The sequence below is a fragment of the Agrobacterium sp. ICMP 6402 genome (assembly GCF_009498615.1).
In the GTDB taxonomy this organism is placed as follows: Bacteria; Pseudomonadota; Alphaproteobacteria; order Rhizobiales; family Rhizobiaceae; genus Agrobacterium; species Agrobacterium burrii.
Genome location: NZ_QSNV01000008.1, coordinates 1 through 19849, shown reverse-complemented (window position 1 = coordinate 19849; position 19849 = coordinate 1). Strand labels below are relative to the sequence as shown.

At 57.7% G+C, this 19849-nt stretch carries 16 protein-coding genes; 11 read left to right on the top strand and 5 right to left on the bottom strand.

What is annotated here, in order from left to right; genetic code table 11:
* Positions 1 to 76: 76 nt before the first annotated feature.
* Positions 77 to 1057: a mannonate dehydratase gene (locus DXT96_RS19280; protein ID WP_153516022.1), complete on the bottom strand. Its 981-nt coding sequence runs from the start codon at positions 1055 to 1057 to the stop codon at positions 77 to 79.
* 67 nt (positions 1058 to 1124) lie between these two features.
* Complete coding sequence (locus DXT96_RS19275; RefSeq protein WP_149900940.1) at positions 1125 to 1838, bottom strand: FadR/GntR family transcriptional regulator; 714 nt, start codon at positions 1836 to 1838, stop codon at positions 1125 to 1127.
* Between the two features lie 206 nt (positions 1839 to 2044).
* Between DXT96_RS19275 and DXT96_RS19270 the strand changes: the two genes are divergently transcribed.
* From DXT96_RS19270 to DXT96_RS19255, 4 genes are read left to right on the top strand one after another with little or no spacing between them, the layout of a single operon-like run.
* Entirely contained in the window at positions 2045 to 3073 is a 1029-nt protein-coding gene (locus DXT96_RS19270; protein ID WP_149900939.1) for an ABC transporter permease, read from the top strand.
* Positions 3070 to 3969: an ABC transporter permease gene (locus DXT96_RS19265; protein WP_153516021.1), complete on the top strand. Its 900-nt coding sequence runs from the start codon at positions 3070 to 3072 to the stop codon at positions 3967 to 3969. The genes DXT96_RS19270 and DXT96_RS19265 overlap by 4 nt, the downstream gene beginning before the upstream one ends.
* Positions 3956 to 4801 (top strand): ABC transporter ATP-binding protein, encoded by an 846-nt coding sequence (locus tag DXT96_RS19260; protein WP_153516020.1) that lies wholly within the window; start codon positions 3956 to 3958, stop codon positions 4799 to 4801. Before DXT96_RS19265 ends, DXT96_RS19260 begins: the two co-directional genes overlap by 14 nt.
* Positions 4798 to 5535 carry an ABC transporter ATP-binding protein gene (locus DXT96_RS19255; RefSeq protein WP_153516019.1) on the top strand — a complete coding sequence of 246 codons (738 nt, stop codon included), beginning with the start codon at positions 4798 to 4800 and terminating at the stop codon, positions 5533 to 5535. The genes DXT96_RS19260 and DXT96_RS19255 overlap by 4 nt, the downstream gene beginning before the upstream one ends.
* Positions 5536 to 5623: 88 nt before the next feature.
* Here the strand turns inward: DXT96_RS19255 and DXT96_RS19250 are convergent, their stop codons facing one another.
* Positions 5624 to 6361, bottom strand: coding sequence for a prolyl oligopeptidase family serine peptidase (locus DXT96_RS19250; RefSeq protein WP_153516018.1), 738 nt, complete (start codon positions 6359 to 6361; stop codon positions 5624 to 5626).
* A 383-nt stretch (positions 6362 to 6744) separates the two neighbouring features.
* Between DXT96_RS19250 and DXT96_RS19245 the strand changes: the two genes are divergently transcribed.
* On the top strand, positions 6745 to 8811 hold the full coding sequence (locus DXT96_RS19245) for an ATP-dependent helicase (RefSeq protein ID WP_153516017.1): 2067 nt from the start codon (positions 6745 to 6747) through the stop codon (positions 8809 to 8811).
* Between the two features lie 49 nt (positions 8812 to 8860).
* On the opposite strand, the gene DXT96_RS19240 is transcribed toward DXT96_RS19245, so the two are convergent.
* Positions 8861 to 11032: a TonB-dependent siderophore receptor gene (locus DXT96_RS19240; RefSeq protein ID WP_153516016.1), complete on the bottom strand. Its 2172-nt coding sequence runs from the start codon at positions 11030 to 11032 to the stop codon at positions 8861 to 8863.
* A gap of 271 nt (positions 11033 to 11303) precedes the next feature.
* On the opposite strand from DXT96_RS19240, the gene DXT96_RS19235 reads away from it, so the two are divergent.
* The 5 genes from DXT96_RS19235 (at position 11304) to DXT96_RS19215 (ending at position 16168) form a co-directional block, all read left to right on the top strand.
* Positions 11304 to 12128, top strand: coding sequence for an ABC transporter ATP-binding protein (locus DXT96_RS19235; protein WP_153516015.1), 825 nt, complete (start codon positions 11304 to 11306; stop codon positions 12126 to 12128).
* On the top strand, positions 12125 to 13168 hold the full coding sequence (locus tag DXT96_RS19230) for an iron ABC transporter permease (RefSeq protein WP_153516014.1): 1044 nt from the start codon (positions 12125 to 12127) through the stop codon (positions 13166 to 13168). Before DXT96_RS19235 ends, DXT96_RS19230 begins: the two co-directional genes overlap by 4 nt.
* Complete coding sequence (locus DXT96_RS19225) at positions 13165 to 14205, top strand: iron ABC transporter permease (protein ID WP_153516013.1); 1041 nt, start codon at positions 13165 to 13167, stop codon at positions 14203 to 14205. Before DXT96_RS19230 ends, DXT96_RS19225 begins: the two co-directional genes overlap by 4 nt.
* Positions 14206 to 14212: 7 nt before the next feature.
* Positions 14213 to 15175, top strand: a complete 963-nt coding sequence (locus DXT96_RS19220) for an ABC transporter substrate-binding protein (protein ID WP_153516012.1) — start codon at positions 14213 to 14215, stop codon at positions 15173 to 15175.
* A 96-nt stretch (positions 15176 to 15271) separates the two neighbouring features.
* The gene (locus DXT96_RS19215) at positions 15272 to 16168 is read left to right on the top strand and encodes a MurR/RpiR family transcriptional regulator (protein ID WP_153516169.1); all 897 of its coding nucleotides are present in this window, start codon (positions 15272 to 15274) and stop codon (positions 16166 to 16168) included.
* 45 nt (positions 16169 to 16213) lie between these two features.
* Here the strand turns inward: DXT96_RS19215 and DXT96_RS19210 are convergent, their stop codons facing one another.
* A complete protein-coding gene (locus DXT96_RS19210) occupies positions 16214 to 17506 on the bottom strand; it encodes a glycosyltransferase family 1 protein (protein WP_153516011.1) in 1293 nt (430 codons plus the stop codon).
* 479 nt (positions 17507 to 17985) lie between these two features.
* Between DXT96_RS19210 and DXT96_RS19205 the strand changes: the two genes are divergently transcribed.
* Positions 17986 to 19749, top strand: a complete 1764-nt coding sequence (locus DXT96_RS19205) for an ABC transporter transmembrane domain-containing protein (protein WP_207135679.1) — start codon at positions 17986 to 17988, stop codon at positions 19747 to 19749.
* Positions 19750 to 19849: the final 100 nt, after the last annotated feature.

Below are 19849 nucleotides of genomic sequence, written 5' to 3'. Positions count from 1 at the left end.
ACCTGCTCCTCCTACAGATCGGTAATTATGGATGTGAAACCGGCGGCGCGGACCTGCGCCGACCGGCCTGAAACAGTCAAAGATGTTTGTTGTTGAGTGCTTCCAGAAGCGCGGCGATGTAGCCATAGCAGAAGCTGAAGGCGACACCGACAGGGTCACGGCCGGCAATTGTCGGCACATGATCGGGCATGATCATGTAGCGATAGCCCAGTTCATGGTAGAGCTTCAGCGAACGCACCATGTCCATGTCGCCCTCGTCTGGGAACGTCTCCATGAACGACAACTTGCCACCGCTGATATTGCGGAAATGCACGTTGAAAATCTTGTCGCGGCTGCCGAACCAACGGATGATGTCGTCGATCTCCTCGCGCGGATTATCGAGCATCTCGCCAATCGATCCCTGGCAGAAATTCAGGCCGTGATAGGGATTTTCGCGCATCTGCACGAACTTCTTCAGACCTTCGACGGTGCCAAGCACACGGGTGACGCCCTTATAGCCCGGCGGCGTATAGGGATCATGCGGATGGCACGCGAGGCGCACCTTGTTGCTTGCCGCGACCGGCACCACGCGCTCGAGGAAATAGTCGATGCGTTCCCAGTTTTCGTCCTCGGACAGAACGCCGGCCAGACCCGGATCGGCATTGTGGTCGGCCTTGTCCCACCGCCACGCTTCATTGAGCGAACCGCCGCGGCCAAGTTCCATTTCGGTGCGCGGAATACCGATGAGGTTGAGATTGTATTTCGCGGCCGGAATGCCGGCCTTGGCAATATTCTCGATCATCGTGCAGACGGCATCGATCTGCCGGTCACGCTCCGGACCGGCAAGCAGGATATCCGGATAGGATGCCTGTTCGATCGGTCGGGAAGGCAGGGGCAACTGCACCATGTCCAGTACCAGACCGAAACTTTCCACCTTGTCGCGCAGACGCTCGAAATCATCCAGAACCCAGCTCGCTGGCTTTCCGGGCGGGTCAGCGCTTATGTTTTTGACGCCGAGCTGCGCCCAAACCTTGAAATCCTCATCATCGCGTGCAGCAACCTGGGTGCCGACATACATCGATTCTCTCCTCTCTCCATGCAAGTCATCATATGACATCGCACGAAATAAGATGAGTGTCGAGATGCTATTGCGCCTCCGAAAGCAGGCGATATCGACGCTGGCTCGCAAGCATATGTTCGCGCATGGCTTTTCGCGCCGCATCCGGGTCCTGCTCGACGATGGCGCGCAGGATTGCATCGTGTTCCGCCTGCACTTTGCGAAGATAATTCGCATCCCCCGTTTCCGGCAGTGTCGGAAATTGACCGCGCGGTATCGAGCGTGAGCCGAACTGGCGCAGAGCCTCCAGATAAAAACGGTTATTCGTGGCAATCGCGATGGCCGTGTGAAACTCGTAATCGGCGTCAACAGTGGTTTCGCCGGCATCTATGGCGCGGGCCATTTTCCGGTGCGCGGCCGAGATTGCGGCTTCCTGCTGGGCCGTCCGGCGATAGGCTGCAATGGCTGCCGCCTCCCCCTCCGTTGCCAGCCGGAACTCCAGCATTTCCAGTGTTTCCGCAATGGTGCCAGCTTCTGATTGGGTCAGCTTCACCCCGTCCCACTCACTGGTATTGCTGACAAAAACCCCCTTGCCCTGGATGGGAACGACATAACCGGCGGAACGCAAATCCGCGATCGCTTCGCGCACCACTGTTCGGCTCACGCCATAGGTGCGCTCAAGCTGCGGTTCCGTGGGAAGCTGGTCACCATTTCTCAGTTTACCGCTGCGAATTTCCGCGCTGAGATTGTCGATGATCGGTTGCGCCCGCCGCTCCCGCGGTTTTGTCATATCGTCCCTCATGCCACTCTTCCCTCTTGCGGAATACGAATCCCTTCGTTACTCATATGATGACTTTGTGTTACGTCATATGTTTTCATGTTAGCTCAGGGAGGAGTTGGGATGAAGTACCATCAAGAGTTTTTGCAATGGAGAATTGCGCGCCTGTGGCGAGCAGCTCACCCTGCCATGACCACTGAAGAATTCCTTCCACGGAAGTGCGGCCAAAAATGACGGAAATTTCTCTACGTGGGCTTGGACATCGTTTCCTGCAACTTGTCGTCAGCCTCTTCATTCTGCTCTGCATCACGTTCATCATTGGACGCGTCATGCCGACCGATCCGGTCGGCGCAATCGTCGGCGAGCTTGCGGACCCCAAGGCTTATGAGGCCATGCGGGCGCGGCTCGGACTTGACCTGCCGCTCTACCAGCAGTTTTTCCTTTATCTGCGCGGCCTGCTGCACGGTGATTTCGGGATAGCGATCCTGACCGGCAACCCGGTGACCCGGGATCTGGCGCAGGCTTTTCCGGCGACGCTGGAACTGGCGACGCTGGCGATCATCATCTCTACCGTCATCGGCGTGCCGCTTGGCCTCGCCGCCGCGCTGTTTCGCGATACATTCATCGACAAATTCGCGCGTGTCTTCGCGCTGGTGGGGCATTCGATCCCGGTCTTCTGGTTCGGCATCGTCGGGCTGGTGATTTTCTACGCCAATCTCAACCTCGTCGCAGGCCCCGGCCGTGTCGACGTTTTTTATGAAGGCCTCGTCGAGCCGAAAACGGGACTGATGCTGGTCGATACCCTGCTTGCCGGCGAGACCGAGATTTTCTGGAACGCGCTTTCGCACATCCTCCTGCCGGCGATCATCCTTGCCTATATGGCGATGGCCTATATCACCCGCATGACACGCGCTTTCACGCTGGAACAGCTGAGCCAGGATTATGTGATCGCAGCGCGCGCCAAGGGCGTCAGCCCGGCACGCACGATCACCCGTCACGTGCTGCCCAACATCGCCGTACAGCTCATCACCGTTCTCGCCATCTCCTATGGCAACCTTCTCGAAGGTGCCGTGGTGACGGAAATCGTCTTCTCCTGGCCGGGCATCGGCCAATATATGACGAACGCCCTGCTCATCGGTGACATGAATGCCATTCTCGCGGCCACCATCGTCATCGGCTTCATCTTCATGATGCTCAACTTCCTGGCAGACGTGGCCTATACCACGCTCGACCCGCGCACACGGGAGGTCGCTCGATGACCGATATCACCCAGAATAATACTGTTCATGGCCGCAGCGCCCTGTCGCGGATATCCACAACGACGTTCCGGACACTCAGAAAGCTCGGTGACGAGCCGCTTGGAATGTTCGGTTTTGCCATCCTTGCCATCCTGGTTCTCGTCGCGATTTTCGCACCGCTCATTGCGCCATTCGATCCGGCGCGCCAAGCGCTCGACAATGCGCTTCAGCCGCCCAGCTGGCTGCATCTGGCCGGAACCGACGAATTCGGCCGGGATATTTTCAGCCGGCTTGTCTATGGCACCCGCATCACCATCCAGACCGTCTTGTCGGTCTCGGTTATCGTCGGCCCCATCGGCTTGGCGATTGGCGTCATGGCCGGTTTCTTCGGCGGCAGAACCGACGCGATCCTGATGCGCGCCACCGATATCGTTCTGTCCTTCCCATCGCTCGTGCTGGCGCTTGCCTTTGCGGCCGCCATGGGTGCGGGTCTCGGCACGGCGATCATCGCGATCTCGCTGACCGCCTGGCCGCCAATCGCGCGTCTCGCCCGCGCCGAAGCTCTCGTCGTGCGCAATACAGACTATGTCGCCGCCGCGCGCCTTTATGGCGCCTCGCCGCTACGTATCCTGTTTTTATACATTGCGCCGATGTGCATTCCTTCGGTCATCGTCCGCCTGACACTGAACATGGCTGGCATCATCCTCACTGCCGCTTCGCTTGGCTTCCTCGGTCTGGGCGCTCAGCCGCCGCTGCCGGAATGGGGAGCGATGATCTCCAGCGGCCGTAAATTCATGCTCGACTACTGGTGGGTTGCCGTCATGCCCGGCATCGCCATCCTGCTGACGAGCCTTGCCTTCAACATCGCCGGCGATACGCTGCGAGACCTGCTGGATCCGCGCCATGCCCGTTCCTGATAGCTCCCCCATTCTCTCGGTCCGCGACCTCAACGTTCGCTTTGGCCGCAACTCCATTCCCGCCGTTTCCAATGTCAACTTCGACGTCGGGCGCGAGCGTGTCGGCATCGTCGGCGAGTCCGGCTCCGGCAAGTCCACGACCGGCCGCGCCGCCATGCGGCTTCTGCCAAAAAGCGCCACCGTGACGGCGGAGCGCATGGATTTCCTCTCCGAACCGCTGCTTACCAGATCCGAACGCCAGATGGGCGCGATCCGCGGCAGCGAAATGGCGTTGATCATGCAGGACCCGCGTTATTCGCTCAATCCGGTCCTGCCGATTGGAAAACAGGTGGCGGAAGCGGCCGAACTGCATCTGGCTCTCTCCGGCAAGGCAGCGAGAAACGCAGCGCGGGATATGCTGATACGCGTGCGTATCAATGATCCGGACCGTGTGATGGGGCTTTATCCCCACCAGATTTCCGGCGGCATGGGGCAACGCGTGATGATCGCCATGATGCTGCTCGCCAAACCGAAGCTCGTTATCGCCGACGAGCCGACCTCGGCTCTCGATGTCAGCGTCCGCAAGGATGTGCTCCTGCTTCTGGACGAGATGGTGCGTGAAAACAATTCGGGCCTCATTCTCATCAGCCATGACATCCGCATGGTTGCCGCCTTCTGCGAACGGGTGCTGGTCATGTATGGCGGGCGCGTGGTGGAAACGCTGACCAAGCTGGAAGATGCGCAACATCCCTATACACGCGGCCTGATCGCGGCGATGCCCGATCCCCGCAATCCGGTCAGGCGTCTCAAGGTACTGGACCGACAGGCAATCGATGCGGAGGTGATGCGATGATCACGGTAGACAAGCTCGACGTTGTCTATGGCGCGAAGGAAAACCGCAATCACGTCGTTCGCGGCGTCAGCTTCAAGGTCAACCGAGGCGAAACGCTCGGCATCGTTGGCGAAAGCGGTTGCGGCAAATCGACATTGCTGCGGTCGCTTGCGGGTCTGGAATCGGTCTGGACCGGATCGATCGGCTTCGACGGCAAGCCGGTCGGCAAGGTGCGAAGCCGCGAAGAACTGAAGCTGGCGCAGATGGTGTTTCAGGACCCTTACGGTTCGCTGCACCCGCGCCATCGCATCGGCCGGGCTCTGGCCGAACCCATCCGCGCGATGGGGCTCGGCGATGGCTGGTCGAAAGTCCCTGATGCCCTGCAACAGGTCGGCCTGCCCGCTCATTTCGCCGAGCGGTTTCCGCATGAACTGTCCGGCGGCCAGCGCCAGCGTGTGGCAATCGCCCGCGCGCTGATCCTCGAACCGCCAATCCTGCTGCTCGACGAGCCGACATCCGCGCTCGACGTGTCCATTCAGGCGGAAATCCTCAACCTGCTTGCCGACCAGCGCGAGGAACGCGACCTCACCTTCGTTCTCGTCAGCCACGATCTCGCGGTCATCGCCCATATGTGCGACCGCGTTCTCGTCATGCAGAACGGCGTTTTCGTCGATGAGTTGACCAGGGCCGACCTTGAAGCGGGCGTTACCCACGCGGCCTATTCAGGCGAACTGTTCGAAAGCAGCTTCCTTTAGATCAACATCCAGCCTCTAAAGACAACCGTCCGGCGGAAGCGCCGGGCGGCTTTGTTTGTGATTGGCTCAATCAGCAGTCCGGTGAAACTCAGGGAGAAGACGGCGCTTTGACCTCGCCGAGCTTCTGTTCGAGAAGCCAGGTCCACATCGCCTCGTCCTTCAGCACTTTTCCCTCCACCGCCTGGTGGTTCGTATCCTCGAACACGGTGAGCCGAACATTGCGTTTCAACTCCTGAAGGCGTTGAACGAGAACCACGGTATCCGACAGCGGTATCACCTCGTCATTTGCCCCATGAAAAGCCCAGAAGGCGGTCTTTTCATTGGTGCGGTTGAGATAATGCCGGATACCGCCGCCGGCGATCGGCACGACAGCAGCAAAGGCTTCCGGAAACTGTTCGGCCATTGACCACGCCCCAAATCCGCCCCGGCTATAGCCGATCAGGTAGATGCGGCTACGGTCTACCCGATGATCGGCCACCACCGACTGAAGAGCGGCTGCGACACGCTCGATCGGGTAGAGCAGCTCCTCACTCGGGTTTTGCGGCGAGAACACCAGAAAAGGAAAATCACGCCCCTCTTCGATCATTTTCGGCAGACCGCTTGTCCGCAGCTTTTCGACATCGCTGCCACCCTGATCACCGCCATGCAGCCAGACAACGAGAGGGTAAGTCTTTTCCGAACCGGCATAGTCCTTCGGGGTATAGAGCAGGTAATTGATGTCAGAGGCGATTGCGACATCGGATTTCACGGCTTTCTGCTCGGCCGAGGCGAATGTCGAGGTGGCAAGAGCAGCTACGGCGATCAGGCAGAATTTCAGATTTTTCATTTGGTCCTCCCAACAGGCAGACCTCTTTCCCGAGGCCGATGATTGAACTCGCAAGCCTCCGGCCTGGTTCAAGCCTTTCCAAGTCAAAACAGCTAACGCGAACGAAACGATAATAAATGATTATATATTTCAATTAAGTACGAGATTTTCCTCATTATTATTCTTATCGTGATGGGAAAATCAGATTCTCTCGACCCATCGCCACCCGGGCCGGCATATCGGCTTGGATTATCAAGTCGGGGCGTTCATTATTTGTTCTGGATTGGTGTTTGAGTCTTTGCTAATCATTGCAGGAACGGTGGAAATGGCCAGCCGATGCCTCGACGGCTGACCATTTCAACGGCTATCCACGGACGGACAACCACATATCAAGGATTGCAGGCATGGCGGTTGCCTATCTGGACAAGTTGAACGAACAGCAACGCAAGGCCGTGGAACACGGCGTCGGGCTGACAGAAGGACAGACGGCCGGACCGCTCTTGATCATTGCCGGCGCCGGTTCCGGCAAGACCAATACGCTCGCCCATCGTGTCGCGCATCTGATCGTCAACGGCGCCGATCCCCGCCGCATCCTGCTGATGACGTTTTCCAGACGTGCGGCCTCGGAAATGTCGCGGCGTGTCGAGCGTATCTGCAAACATGTTCTCGGCAGCAATTCAGGCGCTCTGACCGATGCGCTGGCATGGTCCGGCACGTTTCATGGCATCGGCGCCCGCCTGTTGCGCATCTATGCCGAACAGATCGGCCTCAATATCGATTTCACCATCCACGACCGTGAAGACAGCGCCGACCTAATGAACCTCGCCCGGCACGAACTCGGCTTTTCCAAGACCGAAAGCCGCTTTCCGACCAAGGGAACATGCCTTGCGATCTATTCGCGTGCCGTGAATTCACAGACGGCGCTGAAGGAAATCCTGCGCCAGCATTATCCGTGGGTCGCCAACTGGGAGAGCGAACTCAAGCAACTATTCGCGGCCTATGTCGAGTCCAAGCAGGTTCAGAACGTGCTCGATTACGACGATCTTCTGCTCTATTGGGCGCAGATGGTGAGCGACCCCATTCTGGCAGACGATATTGGCAACCATTTCGACCATGTGATGGTCGACGAATATCAGGATACCAACCGGCTGCAGGCCTCGGTGTTGATGGCGCTCAAACCTGGTGGCCACGGGTTGACGGTAGTGGGTGACGATGCGCAGTCGATCTATTCGTTCCGCGCTGCGACGGTGCGCAACATCCTCGATTTTCCGGCCTCATTCAGCCCGGCGGCGGATATCATCACGCTTGATCGCAACTATCGCTCAACGCAGCCAATTCTTGCCGCCGCCAATGGCGTCATCGATCTGGCGCGTGAGCGGTTTACCAAAAACCTCTGGACGGAGCGGCAGTCGCTCGAACGCCCGAAGCTGGTGACGGTGAAGGATGAAACCGAACAGGCGAATTTCATCATCGATCAGGTCCTTGCCAATCGCGAGACCGGCATGACGCTGAAACAGCAGGCCGTGCTGTTTCGCACCTCCAGCCACAGCGGCCCGCTCGAGGTGGAACTGACCCGCCGCAACATCCCCTTCGTCAAATTCGGCGGCCTGAAATTCCTCGACAGCGCCCATGTGAAGGATATGCTGGCGGTCCTCCGTTTCGCGCAGAACCCGCGCGACCGTGTCGCCGGCTTCCGGCTGCTGCAGATGCTGCCCGGCATCGGACCGAAGAAAGCCGGCAACATTCTCGATACGATCGCGGCAGATCCCGAGCCGCTGCTTGCCCTTGCCGAAATTCCGCCGCCGCCGAAAACCGGCGATGACTGGTCGGCTTTCACGCAAATGCTGGTGGGGCTGCGGCGGGGCAAAAACGGCTGGCCAGGCGAAATCGGGCAGGCAAAGCTATGGTACGAGCCCCATCTCGAACGCATCCATGAAGATGCCGATAGCCGCAAGGCCGATCTGCTGCAGCTCGAGCAGATCGCCAGCGGTTATCCATCCCGCGAACGATTTTTGACCGAGCTGACACTTGATCCGCCTGACGCCACCAGTGATCAGGCGGGCGTGCCGCTGCTTGACGAGGATTACCTGACCCTGTCGACCATCCATTCGGCAAAGGGCCAGGAATGGCGTTCCGTCTTCATCCTCAACGTCATCGATGGCTGCATCCCATCCGATCTTGGCGTCGGCACCACCCAGGAACTGGAGGAGGAGCGCCGGCTCCTTTATGTCGCGATGACGCGCGCCAAGGACGGCCTGTCGCTGATCACCCCGCAACGCTTCTTCACCGGCGGCCAGAGCCAGCACGGCGACCGGCATGTCTACGCCTCAAGAACCCGCTTCATACCGGCAACCCTGCTGCAATTCTTCGAAACCACCACCTGGCCGATCGTATCGGCCGCCGCTTCCGACCGCAGCGCGCAGCAGATCAGGATTGATGTGGGTGCGCGGATGCGGGCGATGTGGAAATAAAAAAGCGGGGCGTTCACCCCGCTCTTGGCAACTGATGTCGGCGCTGCCGTCAGAACTTCACACTGGCCGTCAGGCTGACATTGAAAGGTTCGCCGATGGCATTCGCATAGCTGGTGGAGCCGATGGACGAGGTGTAATACGTCTTGTCGAAGATATTCTTCAGATTGAGTTGCAGCGTCACCGGCTTTTCCAGTTGCAGCGTGTAGGTCGCAAAAGCGTCGAAGACCGCATAACCTGGCAGCGAATAGGAATTGTCATTGATGCCGGCGCGCTGGCCGACGGCCCGGATACCGCCGCCGATACGCAACGTATTGCCGTTCGGTCCTATCTCGCCGACATCATAGGCAAGGAACAGCGAACCGGTATGGCGCGCCACATTCGGCAGGCGCTTGCCGGCATAGGTGGCGTCCTCAAGTACCAGCGCATCCGTATAGGCGTAGCTTGCGATCAGATCGAGATCATTGGTGAGGCTGCCGGCGATATCGACCTCCACGCCGCGCGAACGGACGAGACCGGCGGCCTTCACCGTAGAAACACCGCCCACGTCTTCCGAATAGGCAACATTGCGCTTGCGGGCGTTGAACAAAGCGATATTGGCATTCAGCCCGGTAAACAGGTCGAACTTGGCACCCACCTCGTAGGAAATCCCTTCCTCCGGATCGAGCCCGCCATAATAGGCGCCGATCGAGGATTGCGGGCGGAAGGTCTTGGCCACATTGGCGTAAAGCGAGGCATCCGGCGTCAGCTTGTAGACAAGGCCGGCATTGGGAATGAGTTCGCCGCCGTTGTTCTGGGTATTGACGACAAAGGGACGACCCTTGCCGGCATAGATGTCGTAATATTGGTAGCGCAAGCCACCAACCGCGATCCATTGATCACCCAGATGCAGGGCGTCCTGCATGTAGATCGAGGCGGTGGAAAGCTGTTCCGTCTGGTCGCTGTCAACGGCCCTGACCGTGGTGCAGGCCGGCAGCCGACCGTAGACCGGGTTGTTGATGTTGAAATTGGTGGAATTCGCGCAGCGCAACATGTCAGTGCGCAGGGTATTGCTGTAGTCATAGGACATGCCGAACAGCAGCTCGTTGCGCAGCCCGCCGATTTCGGCCTCGCCCGTCAAATCCGCCCGGGCTGCATGGTTATAGATGGTGGAATACTGCGTGGCATCGGCCCGGCGCGTTACCTGCCCCGTGCGGGAATTATACCCCATCACGCGGGCCTGATTGTCCGAATATTCGTTGCGACTATAGGCATAATTCAGCGACAGCTTCCAGTCATCGGATAGTTGGCGGTCTATGGCGATGCTCGCCAGATCGGATTTGCCGTCGGTGATATTATAGGCTTCGTCAAGGCGCAGGCGGCGGCTTACATTGATCGGCTTGCCCGTCGCCGGATCAAAGATCGTGCCGCGATCGAACGGCACGCTATAGTCCTCATGCATGTAGGAAACCGTAATATCGGTGTCCTCGCCGCTCCATTTCAGCGAGGGTGCGATCAGCCAGTTCTTCTTCTCACCGAAATTGCGCCAGTAATCGCTGTTTTCCCCCTCACCGATCAGGCGATAGGAAAAATCCGTACCTGCAATCGGGCCGGTCACATCGAAACCGCCTGATGTGCCATACTTGCCTGCGCCATAGGCGGAAAAGCGCGAATAGGCCTCCGCCGTAAACGTGTCTTCCGGCTTCTTCGTCACAACATTCACCATGCCGCCCGGATCGAGAATGCCATAAAGCGTCGAGGCCGGACCTTTTAGCACTTCCACTCTCTCGACCGTATCGTTGAAAGAATGCGGCAGTGCGGTCTTCAGCCCGTTGACGAGGATGGAGCCGTCGCGATTATCGCCGAACCCACGACGGATGACGGCATCCTGCGTGGCCCCCAGCGTATTCGCCTGGGTGACGCCGCTGACATTGGCCAGCGCGTCGTCCAGGGAGCGCGCCTGCTGGTCACGCAGCACCTCAGCCGTCACCACATTGACCGATTGCGGAATATCGAGGATCGGCGTTTCGGTAAGCGTCGCCGTGCCCGTCGTCACCGGCTGGTAGCCACGCGCGCCTTTCTTGACATCAGCATTGACCGTTATGGTTTCGAGCACGGTCGTTCCGTCGGCATTTTTCTTCGGTGTCGCGCTCTCCTGCGCATAGGCATGCAGGGCGACCCCGGCCAAAAGAAATGCCACTAGCGCCCGCGAGCCAACCCGAATGATCATCGAACCGTTATGCATCCTGTCTTGTCCCCGACTGTCCCAAATCGTCATCGCGACGATGCACCGCTCTTTCAATTGATGAATGTAGTAGTCAACTTTAATTCGGCGGACGACAGTTAAAACTCACGGGTTCGAGGGCGCATATTTACGCATCTTCGCTCCCAATCTGGTGTGCGCCAGCCGCTTCCTGCGCAAATCAGCGCATAAAAACCGATTTTTCGCAGCCTATATACTTGACTACTACAGTCATCAATAATTCTGGTGGCGGTTCATTCGAACGGGGACGATCTTGAGTTTCAGTAGCAAATTCATAAGCGCGGACAAAAGGCTTGCTGCACAGGCACTAGAGCTTGCCTATGGCGACCGGACGGCGCTTGCCGATATGTCCATTGATATAGCTCCGAACCGTTTCACCGTCCTGCTTGGCCCAAACGGCTCGGGAAAATCCACGCTCCTTTCCGCGCTCGCCCGCCTGCACCGGCCGAGCCGCGGCCATGTTCTTCTCGACGGCCGCGATATCTTCCGCCACCCGACACGGGATGTGGCAAGAAGGCTCGGTATGCTGGCGCAGCAGAACCACACGCCAGAAGGGCTTTCAGTTTTCGATCTCGTCTCCCGCGGTCGTTACCCCCATCAGGGTTTTCTGAAACAATGGAGCGAGGACGACGCCAACGCGGTGGAACAGGCACTTTCTGTGACCGGCATGTCCGAACTGGCGGAAAGAACGGTCGACAGCCTCTCCGGCGGCCAGCGCCAGCGCGCCTGGATCGCCATGGCTCTGGCGCAGCAGACGGATATCATTCTGCTTGACGAACCGACCACCTATCTGGATCTGCACCACCAGATTGAGGTGTTGGACATGCTGGCCGGTCTCGTCACGCACCATAACCGCACGATCGTCGCGGTGCTGCATGATATCAATCTTGCCCTCCAATATGCCGATCATCTGATTTTTCTGAAAGACGGCCGGCTGCGGCACCGGCTGGAAACGGCAACGCTCTGCAATGCCGGCATCATTGCGGATGTATTCGACATGGCAGTCGCCCAGCTCACACATCCTGTCACGGCGCGGCCGGTGTTTCTTCCCCTGCCCGGGCGGAGCGGCGCGGCATGATGGCAGACACGACCAGCAACAGCCCGGAGACCCTGCAGACGACAGCCTATGGCCGCGCCCTTGTGGCGACGCTTTTTCTATTGCTGGCAATACTGCTTCTGGCATTGGCCCATATTGCCACCGGCCCGCGCGCCGTTGCCCCCCATGTCCTGCATGAGCTGATATTTTCCTACGATGTCCGCAATTTCGACCAGCAGGTCTTGCTGCAGCTTCGCCTTCCACGCCTGTTGGCGGCGCTGCAGGCCGGCGCCTGCCTTGGAGTTGCCGGGCTTCTGTTGCAGACATTGCTGCGAAACCCGCTGGGCGAACCGCATATTCTGGGGCTGAATGCCGGCGCAAGCCTCGCGGTCGTTGCGGCAACGGTGCCGCCGCTCGGACTGATCGCCACGCCAACGCTGCGGCCATTACTGGCTTCCACGGGAGCGGGCGTGAGCTTTTCGTTCGTTCTTCTCCTCGCCTGCGCCGGACGGCAGGGCCTGACACCGGCAAAACTCGTCTTTTGCGGCATTGCAATTTCCACACTTGCTGGAACGCTGACCTCCGCTATCCTCATTCTCAACGAGGAAACATTGCAGCAGATGCGTTTCTGGCTGGTGGGTGACACAGCCGGCGTTTCGATGGCCACGATAGCCGCCGCCCTGCCCGCCTCCGGCATCGCCCTCATCCTGGCCCTCGCCGTCGCGCCCCGGCTCGATCTGCTTGCCCTTGGTGACGCCGTTGCCGTAACCCTTGGTGTATCCGTGCGCGCAACCCGCACCCTGGCGCTCATCTCCATATCGCTCTTTTGCGGCGCGGCCATCGCCATCGTCGGTCCAATCGGTTTTGTCGGACTTGTGGTGCCACCGCTCATTGCACGTCTGCGAACCAGGCGGCTTCTGCTTGCCATTCCTCTCGCGGCACTCGGCGGTTCGGCCCTGCTGATTGCGGCGGATCTTGCCGCCCGGCTGATCCTCCTGCCGACGGAATTGCCCACAGGCGCGATGACCGGCCTTGTCGGCGCGCCGGTCTTTCTGTGGCTAGTGCGCAGGGTGCTGAAATGAACCGTTACCGGGTCATCCGACTGGCACACTTTTCCATTCGCCTCATGCCTTCGCGGCTCGCCGTTCTGCTGGGGCTTTTCCTTTGTCTTGCCCTTGTCGCCGCATGGTCGCTCACCGTCGGCACCCAGCGCATCCCCACCTCCGCCCTTTGGTCGCTGTTGACCGCAACCAACACCGATCCCGTCATGAACGACGCCATGGTGGTTATCGACTTCCGGCTGTCGCGACTGGCGCTCGCGATGGTGGCCGGCGCCATGCTCGGCATTGCCGGCGTCATCATGCAGGCCACGACCCGCAACGGTCTTGCCGATCCCGGCCTGCTCGGCGTGCGGGAAGGCGCATCGCTTGCCGTGCTGGGCTGCCTGTTTATGCTACCTGCCCTGCCGGTGATGCTTCGCCCCACCGCCGGTATTGCGGGCGGCATGATAAGCGCCGCAATCGTCCTGACGCTTTCCGGCGCAACCTCGCGTCTGCGTTTCGTCCTGACCGGTATCGGCTTTTCATGGTTTTTATCAGCTTTGCTGCTTATCCTTATGGCATCGCTGGATATTCGTAATTTGCAGACGGCGATGATCTGGATGGCGGGAAACCTGCAAGGCGCAAGCTGGACTGCCGTCCGGGTTCTCTCGGTCATCCTCGTTATCGCCATCGGCCTTCTTGTATTGGCCGCCCGCACTGCCGATGTTCAGACCCTCGGCGACAATGCCGCAGCGACGCTTGGCGTTCACACAGGCTTACTTTCTACACTGCAGATCGTGCTTGCCGTTATTCTCACCGCATCCTGTGTTTCCTTCACCGGCAGCATCGGTTTCGTCGGCCTGATCGGCCCGCATATCGCCCGGCTTCTGCTGCCGGGCGGTTCATATCTCGGACTGATCGCGGGTGCGGGGCTGACAGGCGCAATACTGGTGGCATCAGCCGACACCATCGCCCGCACCGCCTTTTCACCCCTGGAGCTGCCGACCGGCCTCGTTCTTTCCGCCATCGGCGCGCCCACACTTCTCGCCCTTCTCTGGTTTCACCGGTATCGCCTATAGGTCTTCCATGCGCAAAACCCTTTTCGCTTTTCTTTCGGCCGCCGGCCTTCTCCTCGGCGCAGCCATGGCCCCAGCCGAAGAAACCAGCCGGCGCTTTACCGACGATCTCGGCCGCATCGTTTCCATCCCGGTAAAACCGAAACGCATCGTGACGCTGCATGATATCGACCTCACCATACCGCTGATCGAATTGGGCGTGATGCCCGTGGGCAGCCACGGCCGCGTGGGCGCGGACGGCAAACCCTATCTGCGTTCCAGCGCCATCCTGACAGGTGTGGATTTCGACAATAGCAACATCACCTATATCGGCTCCATCAATGCCGATCTGGAAGCGATCGTCGCGCTCAAGCCCGACCTGATCCTCACCGAGCCAGACCGCCCAACCCCCATCGCAAAACTGGAACAGATCGCCCCGACTATCGCCATCGACAACACGAAGGATGGTGCGCCGCATATCTACAGGGAACTTGCCGAATTGACGGGCACGCAAGCTAGGCTTGCTGTGCTCGACAGGCGCTACCGGGCGCAGATCGAAGCGCTGAAGGCCGCCATCGATACCGACGCCATCACGGTTTCAGTGTTCCAGCCGCTCAACGGCAAGATCAGTGTCTATCACACCTACCGCGCGCTCGGGCGGGTGCTGCGCGATGCCGGTTTCCGGTTCCCCGCCATCATCGACGACATTCCAGACGGCGATCGTATTGAAATCAGCGCCGAGCGGCTGCCGGAACTCGACGCCGATATCATCTTCGATCCCTATCGCTCCGATACCGGCGCATCACCGCAGGTGGAAATCGACATGATGGAAACCGTGATGCCGGGCTTCTGCAATTTCCTCAAAGCCTGCCGCGACGGCCGCTACATTCTGTTGCCGCGCGAAGAAGCGATTTCCAACTCTTATGCCGCGCTCAGCCTCATGGTCTCCGCCGTCCAATCACATTTGACGACAAGGCCGGCGGCGGCAAAATAAGGGAGAGAGCCGGTGCAAACAAAAGCGCTTGCCTCCGGGCTCGGCGCGCTGCTAATCCGTGAAGAAGAGTATGCAACTCATCTTCACGGAATACCCATGGCGGCTGGCGAAACGCAAACATCAAGGCTTCGGCGCACCGACCGGTTCGGCGATCAATTACGCAAGCGTCGTGAACGACTGTCTCCCGGCCTGCTCGCCGTTGCCGAGTATATTGACGGCCATCGCCATGCCGTCCTCGGCAAATCGGCGCTGGAGATCGGTTACGAGACCAACACGTCCGATGCGACTGTCATTCGCGCCATTCAAGCGCTCGGTTTTCAGGGGCTGGTCGATCTGAAAGAAACGCTGGAGGCCTATCTCGGCGTGACGGATTCGCCCGTCGAGAAAATGGCGGCCACGACAAAATCCATGTCCGGCAATTCGGACGCCGCAATCGACTTCGTTCTCGAAAATCAGAAAAATACGCTGGAAATGCTCGCCAATACGGAAAACCGCGAGGCGATGGCCGCCGCTGTACGTCTTCTGGCAGAAGCGCGCGGCATCGGCGTTCTCGGCATTGGAGCCTCCGGCATCATCGCCACCTATGCGGCAAGACTGTTCCAGCGCTCCGGCGTCCGCTCCTATGCGCTCAACGCCACCGGCATCACACTCGCCGAACAGCTTTTGGAGCTGGAAAACGGCCACGTCCTCATCATGCTCCTGCACGGCCGCGCCCACCGCGAAGCCCAGACCGCCATCACCGAGGCCGGCCGTCTCGACATCCCCATCATCATGCTGCTCGGCCAGGAAGACAGCGTGCTCAAAAAACACGCCGATGCCTGCCTCTTCCTGCCGCGTGCCAAAAACGAAGGTGTGGCGCTGCACGCCCCATCGCTGGTTGCAATGGAAACCATGGCATTAGCTCTCTCCGCGGCACTTCCGGAGCGGAGCCTCGAGACACTGGAGCGGCTGGTGGAGTTGAGGACGTCGATCAGGCCGCATAAGCGCGTTTAAAAGTAGCGCGGATTATCGAACCTACCGGGGCTTCAGTTTGCGGCCTTAGGTCCCCGATTTTCTCTCGTTGTTATCCAATTCGTGAACCGCACGGAGTATATCTGACGCGACATCCTGCCATGTTCGCATTTGTGGTTTGAACTCGGCTATCTTCGTTTTCAACGCAGAATACTTATCTGGTTCCAATAACAATACACGAACCAAATCTGCCAACTCGTCTGGTTTCTCCGGATCGAAATAAAGTGCCAGCGTCCCGCCGGCCTCTCTCAATGCCGGCACATCCGCGGCAAACGCCGGGGTCCCGCACCACAGAGCTTCACTGATCGGCAAACCCCACCCCTCCATCCTGCTCGGTAAAACGAGACCGTAGGCGTTTTCGTAAAGCAGACGTAATTCCGCCTGGTTCGGATTAAGAACAAAGTGAAACTTGTCGACGATCGGACGGAATTTTTCTAGTTTTAAAAATTTTTCAACCCTTTTTCGCCTTGCACCTGCCAACACCAACGCAGGCGGCACGACGCCGGAAGCCTGTAATAGAAGCATGGCTTCAACAACACATTCCAGGTTTTTACGGCCATTATAAATACCGACACCCAGAAGATAGCGGCCTTGAGGCGACCTCTTGTTGATTGGCTCAACTGTCGGCCGAAGCTCGTTGCAAAGGGGTATCGCCACAACGTCCGGCACGGGCGGCAATGTTCCCATATTTGAAAAATGCTTTACTTCCCGCGCCGTGAATTCTGAATTCGTCAAAATCAGCGCCGCGGCCCCTATGGCGACTTTGTTATCGTAAATGAAATTCCTCGGAAACGAAAATTGATTCCGGTGGGTGAAATTATGCAACGGGATCATGTCATGGAGCATCGGAATAAAGGTGGCTTTTTCGCCCCGTTCATTCAATGCCATGATGTAATCTGACATAATTTTAGGCCTCCCAAGCGAGACCAGAATCTGCCCGTCTAGATCAACCTCTCGAACTGCACCAGCCGGAATAGTTGCCCAACGTTTGCGATTGCGATGCTCAACTACCGTGCGCACCGCTTTGTAGAACAAAGACTTCAAAAAATTCGTATCAAAAAGATTTTGTCTGAGGCGCAGTGGCGTCGCGCTTGAAGGAACATTCGGATCCAGAACACCGGTTGGCGATGCATCACCTGTCCGCGGAAAAACCTCGAAAAACCGACGATGCAGCGGCGAATAGATTACATACCTTACTGATTTATCAGCCAAAGTCAGTTCATAAGCGACTTCCATTACGGTTCGCGCGATACCGTAATATTTAAACTTCACTCCCGAGTTCAGGAACAGTTCCGACAGATCAAAAAAGACTTGGGGCATTTACCGTCCTGCCTGACGGACACTTCCGTCATAAAACAATTAGATTGCAAAAACTTACGAGCTTATATGCCACGCCGTTGTCGATAGCCCACCATTGAGCTTGGCATATAGTTTTTGCACAGCGCATTTGTCAATGTTGAGAACCTATCGGTGGCGCAAAACTACACATTTCCGCCTAACAACTAAAGCGGGAATTGCCCCCATATTCTGCTTCTGGCAAAAACGGCGGTTCGTGGCTTCCTCACCAGAGGGAGATTGACACTTAGCGATCACCCCTTTAAGTGCACTAAACCAATTTTGGATTAGACGTGCCTCGGCATTTGGGACCAGTGTTAAGCTTTGAGTTTTCTGAGCATGAAACTTGAGCAGATCATATATGAGCGTTACACACAGAACATCACTCCGCTAGTTTGGGTTTGTTCGTCTAACGTGATAACACTCACCAAATGTAGTTTCTGCACCAATTTAGGAATATCGCTGTGATCGGATCATTTTTGTCGCAAAACGACAAGAAGCTGCTGGTACGACTGTTCAAAGAGAACTTCAAAAAGCACGTTAGCTGGTACTCGATGGCAATCGCGGCAATGGTTGTCGTCGCTGCAACGACATCTCTCAGCGCCTGGATCATGCGCGATATCGTTAACAGCGTTTATCTGAAACGTGGTTTTGATGTCGTTCTTCAGATTGCGTTTGCTGTCGCCGCAATATTCATCGTCAAGGGCCTCGCCACGTTCGTTCAGAGCTATTATCTGAGCAAAGCAGGCAACAGCATTGTCGCGGAGCAGCAACGCAAAATTTATGATCGCCTGCTGAAGCAAGGCGTATCGTTCTTTCAGAACCTGCCATCGTCGGAATTGCTAATTCGAGTAACCTACAATGCACAGGCTGCCAGAAGCGTTATCGATACGATCGTCACGTCGTTTATACGTGACCTGCTTTCGCTCATCGGCTTGATCGTGGTGATGTTCGCCCAGAATTTTCTTCTGAGCGCGATTTCAATGATTATAGGACCCATCGCAATCTTCAGCGTCCGTCTTGTCCTGCGTCGCGTGCGCAAGATCATGGAAGCGGAACTTGCTTCGCTTGGCGAAATCGTCAACGTCGTGCAGGAAACCAGCATCGGCGTCCGCGTGATCAAAGCGTTTTCGCTTGAGAAACTTATGCGTCAACGTATGAACAAGGCGGTGTCTGACGTTGAGCATCGCGCCAATGGTATTGCGAAGCTTGAAGCGGCGACCAGCCCGATCATGGAAACACTGTCCGGCCTCGCGATTGCCGTCGTCATTGCCGTTTCCGGTTATACTGTTCTGGAAAAAGGCGGTTCTCCTGGCGATCTGATGGCCTTTATAACCGCTCTGCTTCTTGCTTACGAACCGGCAAAACGTCTGGCGCGTATGAGAATCCAGATCGAAAGCGGCATGATCGGGGTCCGCATGATGTTCGAGGTTCTGGACGCCCCTTTGACGCTTGACGAAAAAAAGGACGCTCAGCCTCTCCCCAAGGCAAGTGGCGATGTGGAACTGAAGAACGTCAGCTTCGAATATGTTTCAGGCCAGCCGGTTCTGAAGGATGTCAGTGTGCTCTTTGAGGGCGGCAAAATGACCGCACTGGTAGGTCCTTCCGGCAGCGGAAAATCCACCATTATCAATCTTATGATGCGCCTTTACGATCCTCAAAACGGTTCCGTTGAAATCGACGGCATGGATTTGCGTGATGCTTCCTTTGCGAGCCTGCGCGAGCATGTATCTTATGTCGGTCAGGAAACTTTCCTGTTTTCGGGCACCGTAAAGCACAATATTTCCGTTGGCCGTGACGACGCGACGGAAGAAGAAATCATAGCTGCTGCCAAGGCTGCCAATGCGCATGACTTCATCATGAAGATGCCTGACGGCTACGACAGCAAGCTCGGTGAAAATGGCTCAGGCCTATCCGGCGGCCAGAGACAGCGTGTGGCGATCGCTCGCGCCATGCTGAGAGATGCCGACATTTTGATCCTCGACGAGGCGACCAGCGCCCTGGATTCAGAATCCGAAGCCCTCGTAAGGGATGCACTTGAGCGCCTGACCCTGAACAAGACGTCTATTGTCATTGCTCACCGGCTTTCAACAATCAATCGAGCCGACAAGATCGTCGTTATGGATAATGGGCAGGTCGTAGAAGAAGGCAGTCGGCGTGAACTGCTTGCAACGGATGGCCTTTATAAACGCCTGCACAGCATCCAGTTCGATGCGGACGTAGCATAATCCTGATCCTTTATCAGGCCGCATTGGAAAGGTTTTATTGTGAAGGAACACTCTCGAAAGATCACGCCGGTTCTTCTTGCTGGCGGTGCGGGCTCGCGGC

Excerpts from the sequence above, each read along its gene's own strand:
- DXT96_RS19280 (WP_153516022.1), bottom strand. The coding sequence starts at position 1,057 with ATGTATGTCGGCACCCAGGTTGCTGCACGCGATGATGAGGATTTCAAG.
- DXT96_RS19275 (WP_149900940.1), bottom strand. The coding sequence starts at position 1,838 with ATGAGGGACGATATGACAAAACCGCGGGAGCGGCGGGCGCAACCGATC.
- DXT96_RS19270 (WP_149900939.1), top strand. The coding sequence starts at position 2,045 with ATGACGGAAATTTCTCTACGTGGGCTTGGACATCGTTTCCTGCAACTT.
- DXT96_RS19265 (WP_153516021.1), top strand. The coding sequence starts at position 3,070 with ATGACCGATATCACCCAGAATAATACTGTTCATGGCCGCAGCGCCCTG.
- DXT96_RS19260 (WP_153516020.1), top strand. The coding sequence starts at position 3,956 with ATGCCCGTTCCTGATAGCTCCCCCATTCTCTCGGTCCGCGACCTCAAC.
- DXT96_RS19255 (WP_153516019.1), top strand. The coding sequence starts at position 4,798 with ATGATCACGGTAGACAAGCTCGACGTTGTCTATGGCGCGAAGGAAAAC.
- DXT96_RS19250 (WP_153516018.1), bottom strand. The coding sequence starts at position 6,361 with ATGAAAAATCTGAAATTCTGCCTGATCGCCGTAGCTGCTCTTGCCACC.
- DXT96_RS19245 (WP_153516017.1), top strand. The coding sequence starts at position 6,745 with ATGGCGGTTGCCTATCTGGACAAGTTGAACGAACAGCAACGCAAGGCC.
- DXT96_RS19240 (WP_153516016.1), bottom strand. The coding sequence starts at position 11,032 with ATGCATAACGGTTCGATGATCATTCGGGTTGGCTCGCGGGCGCTAGTG.
- DXT96_RS19230 (WP_153516014.1), top strand. The coding sequence starts at position 12,125 with ATGATGGCAGACACGACCAGCAACAGCCCGGAGACCCTGCAGACGACA.
- DXT96_RS19225 (WP_153516013.1), top strand. The coding sequence starts at position 13,165 with ATGAACCGTTACCGGGTCATCCGACTGGCACACTTTTCCATTCGCCTC.
- DXT96_RS19220 (WP_153516012.1), top strand. The coding sequence starts at position 14,213 with ATGCGCAAAACCCTTTTCGCTTTTCTTTCGGCCGCCGGCCTTCTCCTC.
- DXT96_RS19215 (WP_153516169.1), top strand. The coding sequence starts at position 15,272 with ATGGCGGCTGGCGAAACGCAAACATCAAGGCTTCGGCGCACCGACCGG.
- DXT96_RS19210 (WP_153516011.1), bottom strand. The coding sequence starts at position 17,506 with ATGCCCCAAGTCTTTTTTGATCTGTCGGAACTGTTCCTGAACTCGGGA.